14 protein-coding genes are annotated in these 18,410 nt (G+C 63.7%); 10 read left to right on the plus strand and 4 right to left on the minus strand.

The features are described from left to right. The first annotated feature begins 64 nt into the window (after positions 1-64). From MRBLMC3_RS08410 to MRBLMC3_RS08420, 3 genes are all read left to right on the plus strand, one after another. Positions 65-856 (plus strand): class II aldolase/adducin family protein, encoded by a 792-nt coding sequence (locus MRBLMC3_RS08410; protein ID WP_133652505.1) that lies wholly within the window; start codon positions 65-67, stop codon positions 854-856. 11 nt (positions 857-867) lie between these two features. Then, positions 868-2,217 carry an LLM class flavin-dependent oxidoreductase gene (locus MRBLMC3_RS08415; protein WP_363737566.1) on the plus strand — a complete coding sequence of 450 codons (1,350 nt, stop codon included), beginning with the start codon at positions 868-870 and terminating at the stop codon, positions 2,215-2,217. A gap of 92 nt (positions 2,218-2,309) precedes the next feature. Continuing rightward, entirely contained in the window at positions 2,310-2,960 is a 651-nt protein-coding gene (locus MRBLMC3_RS08420) for a peroxiredoxin-like family protein (protein ID WP_133652710.1), read from the plus strand. A 69-nt stretch (positions 2,961-3,029) separates the two neighbouring features. Here MRBLMC3_RS08420 and MRBLMC3_RS08425 read toward each other — a convergent pair whose 3' ends face one another. Both MRBLMC3_RS08425 and MRBLMC3_RS08430 read right to left on the minus strand, forming a co-directional pair. After that, complete coding sequence (locus MRBLMC3_RS08425; RefSeq protein ID WP_363827609.1) at positions 3,030-3,269, minus strand: hypothetical protein; 240 nt, start codon at positions 3,267-3,269, stop codon at positions 3,030-3,032. Between the two features lie 132 nt (positions 3,270-3,401). Then, complete coding sequence (locus MRBLMC3_RS08430; RefSeq protein WP_363737563.1) at positions 3,402-3,680, minus strand: ABC transporter substrate-binding protein; 279 nt, start codon at positions 3,678-3,680, stop codon at positions 3,402-3,404. Positions 3,681-3,917: 237 nt separating this feature from the next. On the opposite strand from MRBLMC3_RS08430, the gene MRBLMC3_RS08435 reads away from it, so the two are divergent. The 5 genes from MRBLMC3_RS08435 to MRBLMC3_RS08455 are packed head-to-tail and all read left to right on the plus strand — an operon-like array spanning position 3,918 to position 10,541. Next, complete coding sequence (locus tag MRBLMC3_RS08435) at positions 3,918-5,261, plus strand: LLM class flavin-dependent oxidoreductase (protein WP_363827612.1); 1,344 nt, start codon at positions 3,918-3,920, stop codon at positions 5,259-5,261. Next, the gene (locus MRBLMC3_RS08440; protein ID WP_133652500.1) at positions 5,258-6,838 is read left to right on the plus strand and encodes an FAD-dependent oxidoreductase; all 1,581 of its coding nucleotides are present in this window, start codon (positions 5,258-5,260) and stop codon (positions 6,836-6,838) included. The genes MRBLMC3_RS08435 and MRBLMC3_RS08440 overlap by 4 nt, the downstream gene beginning before the upstream one ends. Then, entirely contained in the window at positions 6,835-7,224 is a 390-nt protein-coding gene (locus tag MRBLMC3_RS08445) for a ferredoxin family protein (RefSeq protein ID WP_363737559.1), read from the plus strand. Before MRBLMC3_RS08440 ends, MRBLMC3_RS08445 begins: the two co-directional genes overlap by 4 nt. 30 nt (positions 7,225-7,254) lie before the next feature. After that, positions 7,255-8,250, plus strand: coding sequence for an ABC transporter substrate-binding protein (locus MRBLMC3_RS08450; RefSeq protein ID WP_363737557.1), 996 nt, complete (start codon positions 7,255-7,257; stop codon positions 8,248-8,250). Beyond that, positions 8,247-10,541 carry a molybdopterin-dependent oxidoreductase gene (locus MRBLMC3_RS08455; RefSeq protein ID WP_363827615.1) on the plus strand — a complete coding sequence of 765 codons (2,295 nt, stop codon included), beginning with the start codon at positions 8,247-8,249 and terminating at the stop codon, positions 10,539-10,541. Before MRBLMC3_RS08450 ends, MRBLMC3_RS08455 begins: the two co-directional genes overlap by 4 nt. Here the strand turns inward: MRBLMC3_RS08455 and MRBLMC3_RS08460 are convergent. Next, a complete protein-coding gene (locus MRBLMC3_RS08460; protein WP_363752826.1) occupies positions 10,511-12,880 on the minus strand; it encodes a TonB-dependent receptor in 2,370 nt (789 codons plus the stop codon). The genes MRBLMC3_RS08455 and MRBLMC3_RS08460 overlap by 31 nt on opposite strands. A 293-nt stretch (positions 12,881-13,173) precedes the next feature. Between MRBLMC3_RS08460 and MRBLMC3_RS08465 the strand changes: the two genes are divergently transcribed. Further along, positions 13,174-14,223, plus strand: a complete 1,050-nt coding sequence (locus MRBLMC3_RS08465) for an NADP(H)-dependent aldo-keto reductase (protein ID WP_363752824.1) — start codon at positions 13,174-13,176, stop codon at positions 14,221-14,223. Between the two features lie 320 nt (positions 14,224-14,543). Then, the gene (locus MRBLMC3_RS08470) at positions 14,544-16,952 is read left to right on the plus strand and encodes a TonB-dependent receptor (RefSeq protein WP_363827618.1); all 2,409 of its coding nucleotides are present in this window, start codon (positions 14,544-14,546) and stop codon (positions 16,950-16,952) included. 70 nt (positions 16,953-17,022) lie between these two features. Here MRBLMC3_RS08470 and MRBLMC3_RS08475 read toward each other — a convergent pair whose 3' ends face one another. After that, entirely contained in the window at positions 17,023-18,390 is a 1,368-nt protein-coding gene (locus MRBLMC3_RS08475) for an alginate export family protein (RefSeq protein WP_363752818.1), read from the minus strand. Between the last annotated feature and the right edge of the window lie 20 nt (positions 18,391-18,410).

Raw genomic sequence — 18,410 nt, forward strand, 5'->3', positions numbered from 1 at the left:
TCATAAATCCTCATTGGGCGGCCGCCTGCCGTCCTCTTACTATCGCGCCCAAAGGAGCATCGCCATGGCTACAGTGTTGAAGGACGACCGATTCCGCCACAGCGGCATCAGCGAAGCCGAATGGAAGGTCCGCGTCGATCTCGCCGCCTTCTATCGTCTCTCGGCTCTCTACGGCTGGGACGATTTCATCTACACCCACATCTCCGCCCGCGTGCCGGGGCCCGACCATCATTTCCTCATCAACCCCTTCGGCCTGATGTTCGACGAGATCACGGCATCCAGCCTGGTCAAGGTCGATCTCGACGGCAACGTCATCGGGAACAGCGACTATGGCATCAACTATGCCGGCTATGTGATCCACTCGGCGATCCATGGCGCGCGCGAGGACGCCCATTATATCGCGCATTTCCATAGCGCCGATGGCATGGCGGTCTCCGCCCACGCCGACGGATTGCTGCCCTTGAACCAGCGCGCGCTCGCGTTGATTCCCCGCCTGTCTTACCATGACTATGAAGGCGTCGCGCTCAACCTTGACGAGCGCGAACGGCTGGTCGCGGACCTTGGCGATACCAAGGTCATGCTGCTCCGCAACCATGGCACGCTGGCACTGGGATCATCGCCGGGCGAAGCGTTCAGCGGCATCTATCATCTGGAGGAGGCCTGCAAGGCGCAGGTCCGCACCCTCGCTGTCGGCCGCGACAACATCCTTATCGCCCCCGAAGCCGCGCAGGAGGAAGTGCGCCGCCAGATGAGCCGGGAGCGCCTGCCCGTGGAGGGCGCCAAGTCCCATTACGATCTCGTCTGGGAAGCCGCGCTTCGCAAAGCGCAGCGCCGGTCGCCCGGCTTCGACGCCTGAGGGATCACGCCATGACCAAAAGACAACTCAAACTCGGCCTTGTCCCCACCGGCGTCGGCGGTCCCGGCGACAGCAACCGCTGGCTCGATCCCGACATTCCGGAGGACGCCAGCGTCAATATCGCCTGGACCATCGACATAGTGCGCCAGGCCGAGGCAGCGAAGTTCGACCTCGTCTTCATCGTCGACAGCCAGTTCATCACGCCCCACTCGCCACCCCATTATCTCAACCGGCTGGAACCGCTCACCCTCCTGTCGGCGCTGGCGGTGGCGACGAAACAGATCGGCCTCGTCGGCACCTTCACCACCTCCTACAACGACCCCTTCGGTCTCGCCCGTCGCCTCGCCTCGCTCGACCTCATCAGCAAGGGGCGGGCCGGCTGGAATGTCGTCACCAGCGGGGACGCGGGAACGGCGAGCAACTTCAGCCTGCCCGAACATTTCGACTATGACACCCGTTACCGCCGCGCGGTCGAGTTCCTGGATGTCGCACGCGGCCTCTGGTCGAGCTGGGAGGAAGGCGCACTGGTCCGCGACCGCACGACCGGTCAGTTCCTCGATCCCGCCCGGCTCCACCGCCTTGACCATCACGGCGAGTTCTTCCAGGTCGCGGGGCCGCTCAACATCCAGCGCTCGCCACAAGGGGAACCGGTCATCTTCCAGGCAGGCGACAGCGATCAGGGCCGCGATCTGGGCGCGAACATAGCCGACGCCATCTTCACCCATGCCGCCACGATCGAACAGGGCCAGGCTTTCTACGCCGACCTCAAGGGCCGCGCCGCCCGCCTTGGCCGTAATCCGGACGAGATTGTGATCCTCCCGGGCTTCTTCATCTATGTCGGCGATACCGACGCAGAGGCGCAGGAGATTCAGCGCCGCTACCGCGAGCAAGACCAGAGCTTCGACCAGGCGCTGGCCGAATTCGGTCGCCCGTTCGGCTGGCATGATTTCCGCCGCTATGATCCCGAGGCGCCCTTCCCGGTCGCAGCGCTCGATCATGCCAGGAGCAGCTTCTACACCCAGGCCAAGCGCATCACCGACGAAGCGATGGCGCAGGGCTGGACGCTGCGGCAGGCGGTAGAGAAAGCGCGCGCCAGTCGCGGCAGTCCCTTCGTCGGTTCACCCGAAACGGTAGCGAACGAAATCCAGCGCTGGTTTGAGGAGCGCGCGCTCGACGGACTCAACGTCCATCTCGGCCACCCTGAACAGCTCACCCGTTTCACCGAGGAGGTGGTGCCGATCCTCCAATCGCGTGGCCTGTTCCGCACCGACTATGAAGGCGACACGCTGCGCGCCAATCTCGGCCTCCCCATCCTGCCGAGCCGCCACCAGCGCGCTCCCGCGCGGCGGGACGCGGCCTGAACCTATGACAAATCATCGCCGCAGCGCCATCAACTCTCATTGGCGGCGCAGCGCGTCGGCGGCCATCATCACGTCAATGCAAGGAGACGATGATGGCGACTATCCTTACTCAGCCCCTCAAGACCCGCTATGCCGCCCTTCAGGCCGAGCGCGAACGCAACTGGTCCGCCGCGCAGCTTGAAGCCAATGCTCGCCAGCGCCGTCTGTTGATCGAGCGTTTCGATCCCGCCGCCATCGCCCAGCCCGGCGACCTGCTGCCCGACTTCGTCTTCGCGGAAGTGGACGGCGGGGAACTGACGCTGAGCGGCCTGACGAAAGGCGGATCGGCGCTCTTCATCTTCTTCCGCTTCGCCGGTTGCCCGGCGTGCAACATCGCGCTCCCTTATTATGCCGAGGCGCTCTACCCCGAACTGCGTCAGCGTGATATCCTGCTGGTCGCCCTCAGCCCGCAGCAGCCCGACCGGCTGCGGGAAATCAAGGATCGGCATCAGCTGCCCTTCCTAGTGGCCACGGATGCGGATAATAGCCTCGCCCGACATATCGGTATCGCGTTTGAGCCTGATGACAGACCTTCGCCGCCACCCGCCGGCTGGATTGGCGAGGTTACGGGGACGGGCACTTGGGAACTGCCCCAGCCAGCGGTCCTGCACCTGGGTGCAAACCGGGCCGTGAGGTCGTTGCAGGTCAGCCCCGACTGGCTGCAAAGACCCGAAGCGGAAGAGATATTGCAGAAAATTGCCTAAAGCCCGCGAAATTCGCGCGTTACGCCAGTAGCAGCGGGGTTGAAGTGGTGGCAGGCCGATAAAGGGCCGTTAGATGGCGGCCTTTGATATTGGGCAGCGACCGGACACCGGCCGCACGATAGCGTTGGAAAATGGCGCGCGGCCCATCGATCGGCCGAGCGTCGATTGGCACGACTGTCCGAGCACAGAACCGGCGGAGAAGCGGGCGGCCTTGAACGGGGTGCCGGTCTTTGCCGAAAAGGTCCAGGCGTAGTGGTCAGGATGCGCATGCCCCCAGGCGCGGGCGAGGCGCGCGGTGAAATCGGCCACCAGCGCCGTTTCCGCGATCGCGGTGTCGCTGGCTGCAAGGAAGGCGAGGCTGGTCGGAACGCCGCTGCCATCAGCCAGAACATGATCGCCATTTTCCAGTACGGCTATGCCAATATAGCTGCCCCGGGTCGACTAGGCGTCGATCGCTCCGCTGGCGAGAACCGACTTCGCTTCGCCATTGGCGAGATGGATCCATTGCACGTCTGTCGGCTCGAGCCCCGCCTTTTCCAGCGGTTTGAGGGCCAAATCCTGCCCGGCGGACCCCTTTATCGTCGCCAGCCGCTTGCCCTTGAGGTCGGCGAGCGTGCCGATCGGCGATGGTTTCGGCTGGCGCTGTTGCCATGGTGCATTCCTTTCCTGCCAGTGCGACTCCCCTGACGGTAGCGACGCACCGATGGGTAAGTCAGCCAAGCCCGGCATTTCCCATGAATAATTTTGGGCCCTGATGACCAACGGGCCGAGCAACGCTTTTACGTCCCTTTGCGTCGACCTATTGGCATCGCTCGCGGACGATCAAGAAGTTTCAGAGAATCACGGGCCCAAGCCAGCAATTCCATTGAACAAATTCAGCGGTGATTGAGCAGCACTCATTATCTTCCCTCGCGTCAGCGGCCTAGCCTTCGCGCCAAATCGGCAGGAGGAACAAGCATGGGTCACGGGACCGAACGGCAATTGCATCTGGGCGCGATATTGGAAGGCGTGGGCGCCGACCATCATAGCTGGCTCGACCCGGAGCTACCCGGCAACGCCAGCATCGACATTAGCTGGTATATCGAGAATGCGCGGCTGGCGGAGGCGGCGAAGTTCGATTTGGTCTTCATCATCGACTCGCCCTACATCACCCCGGACACCGCGCCGCATTTCCTGAACCGGCTGGAGCCGCTGACTTTGCTGTCGGCGGTGGCGGCGAGCACGTCGAGCATCGGCCTCGTGGGGACGCTCACTACATCCTATTGGGAGCCCTATAATGTCGCGCGGCAGTTCGGCTCGCTCGACCACATCAGCAGGGGCCGCGCGGGGTGGAACGTCGTCACCACCGGCCTCGAGGGCGCGGCGCACAATTACGGGCGCGACGTGCATTTCGAGCATGGCGTGCGTTATGCCCGCGCGCGTGAGTTCGTCGAGGTGGTGCAGGGCCTGTGGGACAGTTATGAGGAGGACGCCTTCCCGCGCGACCGGGCGGCGGGTGTCTTTTTCGACAAGAGCAAGCAGCACCGCCTTGACCACAAGGGCGCGCATTTCTCGGTCGCCGGGCCGTTGGCGCTCAGCCGTTCGCCGCAGGGGCAGCCGGTGATCTTCCAGGCCGGCGACAGCGGCGAAGGACGCGCGCTGGGCGCGGCCATTGCTGAGGGCACCTTCGCTGCGTCCCAGGATTTCGAGAACGGGCGCGCTTATTATGCCGACCTCAAGGCGCGGGCGGCGGCGATCGGGCGAAACCCGGACCTCATCAAGGTGATGCCGGGTCTCGTCCCCACCATCGCCGAGACGGATGAAGAAGCGCAGGCGCTTGCGACGGCGCAGCAGGGCAGCCTCAGCATCGACAAGCTGCTGACGCAGGTCGGACGGGCGTTCAACTATCATGATTTCTCGGGCTACGATCTCGATGCGCCGTTCCCGGACCTGACCGGCGTGACGCTCAACAGCTACAAGGGGCAGGCCGAGCGGATCATCCGCGTGGCGGCAGAGGAGAAGCTGACGCTGCGCCAAGCGGCCTATCGCTTCGGCCAGTGGAAGTCAGACTTCGTGGGATCACCCGAAACGATCGCCAACGAGATCGAGCGCTGGTTCACCGGGCGCGCGGCAGACGGCTTCATCCTGCGGGTGACGAGGCCAGGCGACTTCGCACTGTTCCGCGAGAAGGTGGTGCCTATCCTCCAGACGCGGGGCCTGTTCCGCACCGAATACGCCCATGACACGTTGCGCGGCCATCTGGGTCTGCCTGTCCCTGAGCATCGGCACGCCCAGGTGCCGGTCGCCATCGCCGCGGAGTGAGCGACATCCTGACACAGCGGTGCGACGTGCTCATCATCGGCGGCGGGATGGCAGCAGCCTGGGCCGCCATCGCCGCCGCAAAGGCGGGCGCGGCCACCATCCTGGTCGACAAGGGCTATGTCGGCACCAGCGGCGTGACCGCGACGGCCGGGCCCAACCACTGGTGGATACCGCCCGATCCGGCGCGCCGACGCGAGGCGATCGAGCAGAAACTCGCCGCCGGACTTGGGCTGGGCGATCCGGCGTGGATGGAGCGGGTGATCGACACCACCTGGCGAATCCTGCCCGACCTGTCGCCCTATTACCGATTCGGGTCGGACGGGAGGGGCGGCACCTATTATAGCGGCGTGCGCGGACCGGAGTATATGCGCGCGCTGCGTGCCTATGCGGTGGCGGCGGGCGCGCGGATTCTGGACCATCATCCCGCGCTGCAGTTGCTGACCGACGCGGAAGGGGCCGTAGTTGGGGCGCGGGGGCATGCGCGACTGGCAGGCACGGACTGGGAGATACACGCACGCGCCGTCGTGATGGCGACGGGCGGCTGCGCCTTCCGCTCCGGCCTCATCGGCAGCCATGGCAATACCGGCGACGGCTATCTGATGGCGGCGGAGGCGGGCGCGGAGCTTTCCGGCATGGAATTCTCCATCCAATATACGGTATCGCCCGCCTGGGCATCGACGCGAACGCTGCCCTATAGTGCTGCCCGCTATTATGATGCGGAAGGCGCCGAGATCGTCACGCCGCCGCGCGGCCATGCACATTATCAGGCGCTGGGCGCGGCGCTGCTGAAAGGGCCGGTATATGCCGACCTGATCGACGCGCCTGCGGAATTGCCGCCGATCCTGAAGGATATCCAGCCCTTCACCCCGCCGCCCTTCGTTCGCAAGGGCGTGGACCTGTTCCGCGATCGCTGGCCGATCAAGCTGTTCGGCGAAGGCACGATCCGGGGCAATGGCGGGCTGCGCATCCTGGATGAGAATTGTGGGACCAATGTCGCTGGGCTTTATGCCGCCGGCGACGCCGCGACGCGTGAACTGGCGACGGGGGCGGTCAGCGGCGGTGGGGCGGTCAACAGCGCCTGGGCGCTGACATCGGGCCAGATCGCCGGCGCCGCGGCGGCACGGCGGAGCCTGGCGTTGCGCGACAAAATGGTAGGCGCGGCGCGGGCAGTGGGATCGGCAGGGATAGCGCCTGCGTCCGACGAGCGAAGCATCGACCGCAAGGCGATCGAAGCAGATGTCGATCATCATATGAACAGCTACCAACATTCCCTGTGGCGGAGCCGTACGCAGCTCGGCGATACGCTTGCTTTGCTCGATACCCACTGGCGCATGATCGGCGATCATGGCTGGGCGCAGGGGTCGCGGCTCGTCGCGCTGCGCGAGACGGCGGCGCTGACCGCCACGGCGCGCTGGTGCACGGCGGCGGCGCTCGCCCGCAACGAGAGCCGTGGCATCCACGTCCGCGTCGATGCCCCCGCGCTAGATCCGGCGTGCGGCGTGCGGCTGCTCACCGGTGGACTCGACCGGGTGTGGACCCGCCCCGAACGCCGCGCCTATGCGGAGGCGGCGGAATGATCGCCCATATTTTCGAGGATCTGTGCAACGGCTGCCACCGCTGCGTGGCCGTCTGCCCCACGCATGTGCTGGATGTGGGCGACGGCACGCCGGTGATCGCTCGTCTCGACCAGTGCCAGACCTGCTATATGTGTGAACTTTATTGCGAGGCCGACGCCCTCTATGTCGGGCCTGACGCGCACGTCGCCGAAAGCGTCGATCCGCAAGCGATCCGGGCATCGGGGCACCTCGGCCGCATCCGCCGCGACCATGGCTGGGACCGGCCGGACGAGGCCGGGCATCTGGACCGATACCGGCTGCTCGGCCCCCTGTTGCAGGAGGGTGGGGAGACTGCCGCACGACGCTACCGCACCCTGGCCGCGGGCGGAACGGACACCGCCGATTGAGATAGTTTTCCAGCCTTATTGGGGATCGTCATGCCTCAGGCGACGCCGCGCCTGATAGACGTCGCATCTTCGGAAAAATGGTGGTCCATGCCCATGATGCTGTCCCGTCGCCACACTCTCGGCCTTCTGGCCGGCTCGCTTCTCACCGCCTGCGCGGGCGATGGCGCGGCCCGCAAGGGCAAGCTGTTCGTCGGCGACCAGCGCGGCGGATCGCGCGTGGTGTTGCAGGGGGCGAAGCGGCTGGACGATGTGCCATATGAGATTATCTGGTCGCAATTTCCCAATGCGGCGCCGCTGCTGGAGGCGCTGAACGCCGGCGCGATCGACAGTGGCATCGGCGGGGATTCGGCGTTCATCTTCGCCGCCGGCACCGACGCGAAGATCAAGGCGATCGGCGCGCAGGCGACGCGCGGCATGGGGCCGGTAGTGCTGGTGCGGCGGGACTCGCCGATCCGGTCGCTTGCGGATCTCGCCGGGCACAAGGTCGCGACCCCGCGCGGGTCGATCAGCCACAATCATGTGCTCGCCGTGCTGGAAGCCTATGACCAGCCCTACGACACGGTCAACTTCGCCTTTCTCTCGCCCTCGGACGGGCGCGCGGCGTTGCAGAGCGGTGCGGTCGACGCCTGGGCGATCTGGGACCCCAACGCCGCCATGGCTGAGCAGGACGGCGCGCGCATCCTGCCCGGCAAGCAACATCTTGTGCCCGGCTATGGTCTGATGTTCGGGCGCGAAGGCGCGATCGCCGACAAGCGCGCCTTGCTTCAGGATTATCATGACCGGCTCTATGCCGGCTGGAGGTGGGCGGCGCGCAACCGCGACGCCTACGTCGCGCTGATGCACAAGGATACGGGCCTTGCGCTCGACATACTGCGCATTATGCAGCGCCGTGCGGACCGCTTCCCCGCCAAGGTCGACGATGCGCTGATCGCCCAGCAGCAGGCGACCGCCGACCGCTATTTCCGCGCCAAGGTGATCGATCGCAAGCTGGACGTGCGGCCACTGTTCAACACCAGCTTTTCATGAGCCGCTACTCGGCCGCCCATTGGGGCGTCTATGAGGTCGAGGCCAATCCGGGCGGCGGTGCCCCCCACCTGTCGCCGCTGGGAATGGACCCCGATCCCAATCCGATCGGTCTCGATCAGCTCGACGACAGCGTCACCGGGTTGCGCGTCGCCCGTCCGGCGATCCGCAAGGGCTGGCTGGTGGGACGGAACCGCGAAGGACGAGGCGAGGAGCCTTTCATCGACCTCCCTTGGGATGAGGCGCTCGACATCGCCGCCTCCGAGATCGAGCGGGTGCGCCGCAACCATGGCAACGACGCGATCTTCGGCGGCTCCTATGGCTGGTCGAGCGCCGGCCGCTTCCATCATGCGCAAAGCCAGCTCCACCGCTTTTACAATATGCTGGGCGGCTATGTGCGCAGCGTCGACAGCTACAGCCTGGGTGCCGGGCGGGTGCTGATGCCGCACATCGCGACCAGCATGGACGAGAGCAACGCCTCGCACACGAGCTGGGACGTGCTGGAGGCGCATTGTACCCTGTTCGTCAGCTTCGGCGGCGTGCCGCTCAAGAACACCCGCGTCTCCTCCAGCGGCGCCGGCCGGCATCGCGCCCGTTCCGGTCTGAAACGTCTGCGCGAAGCCGGCGCGCAGATCGTCAATATCGGCCCGGTCGGCGACAATCTGGGCGATAATGATGCGAGCGAATGGATCGCCATCCGTCCCAATACGGACACGGCGATGATGCTGGCGCTGGCCTGGGTGGTGCTGCACGATCCGCTGTTCGACCGCGGCTTCCTCGACAGTCATACGGTCGGCTTCGACATATTCCGCGCCTATCTGCTGGGGGAAGCGGACGGGGCGCCCAAGACGCCCGGATGGGCCGCCGCGATCACCGGCGTTCCCGCCGCCCGGATTGCCGCGCTTGGCCATGACCTGCTGCGCCACCGCACGATGCTCAACTGCGCCTGGGCGTTGCAGCGCGCCGCGCATGGCGAGCAGCCCTTCTGGGCGCTGGTGACGCTCGCCGCGATGGTCGGGCAGATCGGTCTGCCGGGGTGCGGCTACGGCCTTGGCTATGGCGCGATGAACGTGATGGGCAGCCCGCATCCGCGCCTGCCCGGCCCATTCCTGCCGCAGGGGCGCAACGGCGTTTCGGCCTTCATCCCCTGCGCGCGCATCGCCGACATGCTGCTGCGTGCCGGAGAGCGCTTCACCTATAATGGCGGGGTCCATCGCTATCCCGACATAAGGCTTGTCCACTGGGCGGGGGGTAACCCGTTCCACCACCATCAGGACCTCAATCGGCTGAGACAGGGCTGGGCGCGGCCCGACACGATCATCGTGCAGGAACAATATTGGACCCCGGTTGCGCGGCAGGCCGACATCGTCCTGCCCGCCACCCTCTCGCTGGAGCGCGACGACATCGGTTTCGCCACGCGCGAAGGACTGTTCGTCGCCATGCGCCAGGCCGTCCCACCACAGGGCGAGGCGCGCGACGATCACGCCATCTTCGCTGCGCTAAGCCGCCGGCTCGGGACGGAGCAAGCCTTTACCGAACGGCTCGACACAATGGGCTGGCTTCGGCGCCTCTATCGCGAAAGCGCGGAGAAGATCGCCACCACCGGGATCAACCTTCCCGAGTTCGACCAGTTTTGGGAAAACGGCCTGATCGACCTGTCCGCACATGATGCGCCGTATGTCATGCACGCAGATTTCCGCCGCGATCTGCGAGCGTACCCGCTGCCGACGCCATCAGGCAGGATAGAGATTTTTTCCGAGCGGATCGCGCGTTTCGATCTTGCCGACTGCCCCGGTCATCCGGTCTGGCGCGAGCCGTTCGAGTGGCTCGGCCATGAGAAGGCCAAAGTCTATCCGCTCCACCTCCTCTCCGACCAGCCGGAACGACGGCTGCACAGCCAGCTCGACGCAAGCCCCTATAGCCGTGCGGGCAAGGTGGCAGGACGCGAGCCGGTCTATCTCAATCGCGGCGATGCGGCGGCGCGCGGCATCGCCGATGGTGATCTGGTCGAACTGTTCAATGATCGCGGCCGGTGCCTGGCGGGTGCGATCCTGAGTGATGCGATCATGCCGGGGGTGGCGCGACTTGCGACCGGGGCTTGGTTCGATCCCGGCCCGAACCTCGAACGCCATGGCAATCCCAATGTGCTGACGCTCGATCGCGGCGCTTCCGGCCTGTCGCAGGGCTGCGTCGCCCAGACCTGCCTGATCGAAGCGCGGCGGTTCGAGGGCGAACCGCCCCGCGTTACTATATTCGATCCGCCTCAGATCTTGCCGCGCAGCGTCAGCCCATAGAGGCGCGGCTCGCCGATCGCCGCCATCGCCACGCCATAGGTCGCGTTGACGCTGATCGTGTTGTAATAATCCTTGTCGAACAGGTTGCGGACCCAGACCGACACGTCCCACCTGCCGTCGGAGCGACGCAGCCCCGCATGGGCGCCGAACAGGGCGGAGCCCGGCACGCGCGAGAAGGGATCGAGATTGACCGACGCGAAATAGCTGGAGCGGTAGCTGCCGTCTGCGCCGACATAAAACTCCTTCTCGCCGCCCGCCGGATGGACATATTCAACCGTACCGCCGAGCGACCATTTGGGCGCGCCCGACGCCTGCCGGCCCGACAGGTCGATCGAGGTCCGGTAGCTGTTCAGATAGTCGGGAACCGCGTTCGTATACCGCGTATATTTGGCATCATTATAGGTCGCGGCGAAGGTCGCGCTCAGCCCCTCGACCGGTGCGAAGCGGGCGTCGAGCTCAACACCGCGCGACCGCAGCGTGCCGACATTGGCGATATAATAGGCCGCCGGGCTGACCTGCGTATTGGCGTAGTTGGCCTGATAATTCTGGTCTTTTGTCCAGAACAGCGCCCCGTTCAGCTCGACCGCGCCTTCCGCAAGCCGGGATTTGACACCCAGTTCGAAAGCATCGACCTTTTCGGGCTTCACGAAGACATCGACGCCCAAAGTCTGGCGGACGAGGTTGATGCCGGGCGACTTATAGCCGCGCGAATAGCTGTAATAGGCGTGGACATCGTCCGACACATCATAGGCCGCGATCAGCGTGCCCGACAGATTGTTGCTGTTATTCTTGACATAATAGCTCGCTACAGGCGCGTATGCGGCGCGCAAAGCGATGGCTGTCGCTTGGACCGCTGCGGGCAGCGCGCTGATCGGCGTCACATCACCCCTTGCCTCGGCGTCGTACAGGCCGGTCTTGTGCTCATAGGTGTAGCGCAGCCCGCCCGTCACGCGGAAGCGCGGCGAGACGTTCCATGTCGCCTGCCCATAGGCGGCATAGCTATGGGTCGCGGGCACGACATGGGCGAACGCCTCCAGCCCGTCGAGGATCGCCGAGGGCAGCGGAGAGACAGTCGCGGTGGGGGTGTTGGCTGTGCGGAGCCAGCCGACTGCGTCGCGGCCATAGACCGTCCGCTGCTTGTCGTCCGCCTCCTGCCAGAAGAAATAGAGGCCGGCGCTGAAATCGATCGTGCGTTCGCCGGTGGATGCCAGGCGGAATTCCTGGCTCACCTGCTGCTGGTCGGTATCTACGACGCCCAGCGTCGAGATCTCCGCACCGATCTGGTCCCCGTCATAATTGGGGATCCACTTCCAGTTGCGATAGGCGCTGATCGACGTGAGCGTCACGCCTGGCAGATCGACGTCGAGCTGCGCTTGGAAGCCGTAGCTCGGCATCTTGTCATATTGGCTGCTGTCGAGATCGACCTGCCTGTCGAAAGCGTTCACGCTGCCCGGCGCATAGCCCACATCGGCGGCGCGGCGGTAGAAGCCGCGCACCTGCATGCCGTTGTTCAGGGTGGTGGGCAGGACGCGGGCGATGCTTTGGAAGCCCACATCGCCCTTCTGGATCGAATAATCGGCGATGAAGCGCAGCCGGACATTGTCCGCCGGCTTGTAGAGCAGGTCGAAGCGCGCCGAATGATTGTCCAGATTGTCCCAATCTTCATTGTAGACGATGTTGCGAATGAGGCCGCTGCGCGAGGTCCGCAGATAGGACAGGCGCACCGCCAGCGTGTCGCTGAGCGCTGCGTTGAGGCTAAGATATCCGCGAGCATAGTCGTAATTGCCGTAACTGGCTTCTGCCCTCGCTTCATTGGTGAAGCTTGGCGCGCGGGTCTTCACGTCGATCGCGCCGGCGACGGTGTTCTTGCCCAACAGCGTGCCCTGCGGGCCGCGCAGCAACTGGATGCTCTCTACATCGATGAGGTCGGTGATGACCGATCCGGTGCGCGGCCGATAAACGCCGTCGACATAGAGGCCGACGCCCTGTTCCAGCCCGTCGTTGGTGCCGCCCGAATTGGTGCCGATGCCGCGGATCGTGATCGTCTGGTTGCGGCCGCTGAAGCCCTGGATGTTTAGGCTTGGCAGTTGCTGGATCGACTGCTTGAGGTTGAACGCGCCCTGCGCCGCGATCCTATCTCCGCTGATCGCGCTGATGGCGATCGGCACTTTCTGGGCGTCTTCCTTCCGGTAACGGGCGGTGACGACGATGTCCTGCACCGCCGCCTCGCCGGCTTCGCCCTCCGGCTCGGGGCTCTGGGCGAAACTGGTCGCGGGCAGCGACAGCGCGGCAGCGCTGCCCAACAGGGCCAGGATGATATGGGCTGGACGACGATGCATGTTCTTCCCCTCGATAAATCGGGGACCGCATAGGGAAGGACAGCCCGATGCATCCAATGCGCATCGCGCGGCGTCCTATTGCGAATGCGAAAGCATTGAGCGCTGCTCAACGATGAATGCGTCATGCCGTATATATCCGGCTGGGTAACGCGCTGTCTGCGCTCGTTTCCTCGATCCGGCCGCCCTCGGTTAACGCCGCTCATACAAACGTGAAAAATTCTCAACCCGCGTTTCGGACCATTTGCCAGCGGCCTCTTTCGGCTAAGGCGGCGTCGGCGACAGGAGACATCTTCATGAAGTATCGGACATTGGGACGGACGGATATCAAGGTCAGCCTCATCTGCCTCGGCACCATGACCTGGGGATCGCAGAATAGCGAGGCGGAGGCGCACGCCCAGCTCGACTATGCGATCGGACAAGGAATCAATTTCATCGACACGGCCGAAGGTTACCCGGTCACGCCTGTCAGCCGAGAGACGCAGGGGAAAACCGAGGAATTTATCGGGAGCTGGCTCGCTAGGCGCGGCAAGCGCGACGACATCATCGTTGCGACGAAGGTCGCAGGCCCCTCGCGCGATCCCGTACGGGAATTTCGCGGCGGCAACAACCGGCTGGACCGGCGCAATATCGAGCAGGCGATCGACGATAGCCTCAAGCGCCTGCGGACCGACTATGTCGATCTCTATCAGGTCCATTGGCCCGACCGCCCTGTGCCGTCCTTCGGCGCGCGCGGCCTCGCGCAGATCGACGACATGCCGGAGATAGTGCCGATCGAGGAGACGCTCGACGCGCTCGCCGGCCTGGTCAGGGCCGGCAAAGTGCGGCATGTCGGTGTCTCCAACGAGACGCCTTGGGGCGTGTCCGAATATCTGCGGCTCGCGCGCGATCAGGGGGTGCCCCGCATCGCCTCGATCCAGAACGCCTATAATCTCCTCAATCGCACGTTCGAGGGCGGGCTTAGCGAATTCGCATTGCGGGAAGGGGTCGGTCTTCTCGCCTATTCCCCCTTGGCCGGCGGCAACCTCACCGGTAAATATCTAGGCGGCGTCATTCCGCCTGGCTCACGCCGGGATGTCGCAAAGCAGTTCGGCCGCTATGACCTTCCGGGGCAGGGGACGGCCAGCGCCCGCTATGTCGCCATCGCTCATGCGCACGGCCTAGATCCGGCGCAGATGGCGCTCGCCTATGTGAACAGTCGTGATTTCGTGACGGCCAACATCATTGGCGCAACATCCATGGAACAGCTCGAAGTGAATATCGCAAGCACCAGCATCGTCCTGTCGCCCGAAGCCGTCGCGGCCATCGAAGCGGTGCATCGGGAGATTCCCGACCCCTGCCCCTGACCGCCCCGGTCGAGCGCCGGTTGATGGCACCCCGCCCATCGCCTGCCACCCCGTTCCCCTACCCATGAGCGGCCAATCCGCTCCGATCAGCAACACTCATTGGTTGAGCCGGCTTTCTTTCAGGCTCAGCAAAGTTCATTATACATTCTCTACTAAATTAGTAGTTTTACCGCCAAGGGCGTAAGCCCTGGGGGGGGGCATTGTCCCGATGAGGCGATATGGAGGTGTAATCCTCAACCGGCAGCTCTTGCCCATGTGTCGATCGGCGTCAGGCGCCTTGAGCGCCGCGACGCCCGAGCCTCAGCCAAGAAGGATATCATATGCCGTCGATCAATCGGGAGTGGCTGCGCGCAGCCGCCGCCCCGCCTGTCGTTTCGTTCGCTCTCCTGTCGATCGAGCCAGCGTTGGCAACGGAACCGACAAACCCTGTGAAAGCGCCGGACGCCGGCAACGGCCTTGGCGATATCGTCGTCACAGCCACCCGAAAGGAAACCAGGCTCCAGTCCACGCCCGTCGCGGTCAGCGTGATCGACGAGACCTTTCGCAGCAACCAGAATGTCCTGACGACCCGGGATCTCGCCGGGCAAATACCGGGCCTCTACACGCCGCCAACCGGAATCACGCCGCTGACCAATACCTTCTTCATTCGCGGCATCGGCAACAGTGATCCGATCTTCGACCCAACGGTCGGCATCTATATTGACGATGTCTATCTGCCGCGCGCGATCAACGGCATGTCGGACCTGACCGACATCGAACGGATAGAAGTGCTGCGAGGGCCGCAAGGCACTCTGTTCGGCGCGAATTCGGCGGGCGGCGCTGTTCGTTACGTCACGCGTACGCCGGGCGACAGACTCAATCTGCGGTTTGACGCCGGCTACGGCAATTACAAGGCCTTCAATGCCCACGCCTATGTCGCCGGCCCGCTGATGCCGGGCCTGCTGGCTGCAAGCATCGCATTCGCGCATGACGAGCATGAAGGCTATACTTGGAACCCATCACTCCAGCGTCGCGTGAACAACCAGAATACAGATGGCGGCCGCGTGAAGCTGGTCTTCACGCCGTCCAGCACGCTGAAGTTCATCCTCACCGCAGACGGCACGGTCGATCATTCGCAGGCCGCGCAATATGTCCCGACCACCTATAACGCCACAAATCCCGCCTTGTCCGGCTTGGGCGCCATCACCGGCGGGACGCTGTTCAGCCCGACGCAGTTTTCGGCGTTCGGGGACAATGTGAGCTATGCCGGGCGCTACGGCATCAACCGGTCGCACTCCGGGGGGCTTACGGGCCGGATCGACTTCGACCTCTCGCCGCATCTCTCGATCCACTCGATCACCGCGTTGCGCGCGTTCGACCAGAACCCGGTCAACTACAATAATGACGGCCAGAACCGCCTTCCCTACAACAGCGCCCAGCCGCGCCGGGTCGACATCTCGGACAACTATATCGTGTACAAGCAGAAAAGCTTCACCCAAGAGTTGCAGGTGCAGGGTGACTGGAATCGCCTCGATTTTACTGGCGGACTCTATTATCTGTTCGAAAATTTCCGGAGTAACCGCATCGGTTATGTCACCGGCCTTCCAGCGTCGGACACCGCGCTACCGGCCGCGCCATTCGACCAAATCGGCAGGACGATCACCCGCAACTATTCGGCCTATCTGCAAGCCAATTATCGTCTGACCGACCGGCTGACGCTGACAGCCGGCGGACGCTACATCACCATTCGCCGGGCCTTCGACTTTCAGGGCGTGAATGACGACCTCGACGGCAATCCGATCGATCCGACGCTCTATCCGCAGGTGCGGACCGGGGGTGCGATCCCGGCTCTCGGCGTCAACATCGCCGCATCCCAGATCAACTTCACCAACGCCAACGTGCTCAACCACAAGACGTGGAACGCCTTCACTCCGAAGCTCGGCCTCTCCTATCAGGTCACGCCCGCCATCTTCCTGTTCGCAAGCTTTGCCAAGGGCTTCGACGCGGGAGGGTTCAACAATCGCGCCCTCAACCTCGCCACCGCTCTGCCATACGCACCGGAAACGGTCAGCACCTATGAAGGCGGCGTTAAAAGCGAGTGGTTCAACCGCCACCTGCGCGTCAACCTGACGGGCTTCTACAACGACTACAAAAATCTCCAGACGGCCGTGTCAGCCTTCAGCCCTATTTCTGGCACCTATGTGAGCACCCGCGGCAACGCGCCGGCGGCGTATACCCAGGGCTTCGAGCTGGAGACATCCCTACAGCCGGTCGACAATCTGTCGCTGGCGCTCAACGTAACGTACCTCAAGACGCGGTTTGACGACTATTCTGCGCCGACCCTGGGAACGGTTCCGGCCTACAACTACACGGGAAAGGCGTTTTCGGGCCAGCCGGAATGGCAATATTTCGCTTCGGCGGATTATGGCATCCCGATCGGCGGCGTCGGCACGATCAAGCTGGGCAGCAGCGTGAACTGGCAGACATCCTATTTCTCCGACCTGCTCAACAGCCCGCAATATCGAATCGGCAACAAGCATTTCGTGAACGGGTTCATCGGCTTCACCACCGCGAACCGGCGCTGGGATTTCACGCTGACGGCCCGCAACATTGGGAACGCCTTCTACTTCTCGACCCTTTCACCGGTCAGCACGCCACTCAGAGCCGGCCCCTTTGCGGGAACGCAGCTTGTTCAGGGCGCGCAAAACGCGCCCCGGACCATCTTCTTCAAGGTCGTATATCAATATTGAAGGCCCCTTGGGGGCGGGCGGTCCCCGAATTTGCCGGAGCAGGAAACTCGTCGCACTGCGGGTGCAACTCTCAAAAGATCGCGCTCAGATTGAATGAGGCGTACCGCGTCCATCGTCCTGCGGTGGCATTCGGTGCATCCCGCAAGAACCGCCCCTTGGACAGCACCAGGCCATCAAATTCGAACTGCAGGCGCTGCGGTACGAGCCAGTAACGGATGCGGCCCTCCAACTGGTGGCCAGAAAAATCACCGGCCCTCCCTGTAGCATCGCGAACGCCGGTGGATGAGAAACTATCCTGGCGCGATGCAAGCCACATGGGCCTGTAGACCGCGAACCAGTCGAGGCGTCGACTGGGTTTGGCTTCGAACCTTACCCCGACAGTTTCGATGTTGGTGCGCGCAAGCGCGTTATAGAGGCCCGCCGGAGCAAGATCGGCACGCCGCATGCCAAAGAGCGTGTCGAAACGGCCGAACTTCCCACCCGGTTTGTCACCACTTGCCCGGTCATATTCAATTGAAAAACGAGGCGTCCAGGCACCCGCGAAGGTATAGCCCGCATCGACGTGAATGAAATTGGCAGCGACGCTTTGATGCGCGGCCGTAGGCGACGCCGAGATACTTGCCGAGCCTGTCTGGTAGAAACCTTCTATCTCGTAATCGAACTGTCCTGGCTTGGGATCGAGCATCACTCGGCCACCGAATGTATTTAATGAACGATCGCGAGTGGGGCGGCCTGGAGCATCACGCTCACCTAGATGGAAGTAGGTAAGTTCGATCGTCGCCGGACCGATCATTTTCGCGCGGCTTAGCTGACCGCCCCATAGCACAAGATCGAAGCTCTCTTTATCGAGCTTCACCTTCGCCGAACGCACATCGTGGAGAGCGTCGGGCAAGCGAATTTGCGGCAATGTGTAGATGAAAGTCCCTTTCCATCCACCCTTCGCGGAAAGATCAACTTTCAATCCCGTATAGCCGTTGGTGGTGTTACGATAATCGTCGGCTGCCACAAGTCGGCGAGAACCCAGATTGAGCATTATCCGTCCCGCCGTGATCGAGATCTTCGACCGGTCGCCAAGCGGGTCTGTCAACGTGCCTGCAATATAGGCCTGTACCGGTTCGAACGCATTGACCTCATTCGTCGATACAGGCGTCCCGACGCGATCACCCCAAACCCGGCTGTCATAAAGCTCGACAGCCACCTCGATGTCGGACTTGCGAAACCGAGCCAGCACATTGGTGCGGAGGTTCACCATATCGTCGCTCTTGTTGAAGCCTGCACGGGCTTGGCCGTCGATCGCCTCATAACGCAGGCGCATCGCTCCCGAAATCGAAAACCCCTCTATCGCCTCTTGAGCCTGGGCAGGGCTGGCGTTGGCTGCAAACGCCCCGCCTGCGGCCAAAACCCATCGCGTCCGCATGACAAGCTTTTCACGCCACATATGATATACCTATTCTATAT

The organism is Sphingobium sp. LMC3-1-1.1 (genome assembly GCF_040676285.1).
Taxonomy (GTDB): Bacteria; Pseudomonadota; Alphaproteobacteria; order Sphingomonadales; family Sphingomonadaceae; genus Sphingobium.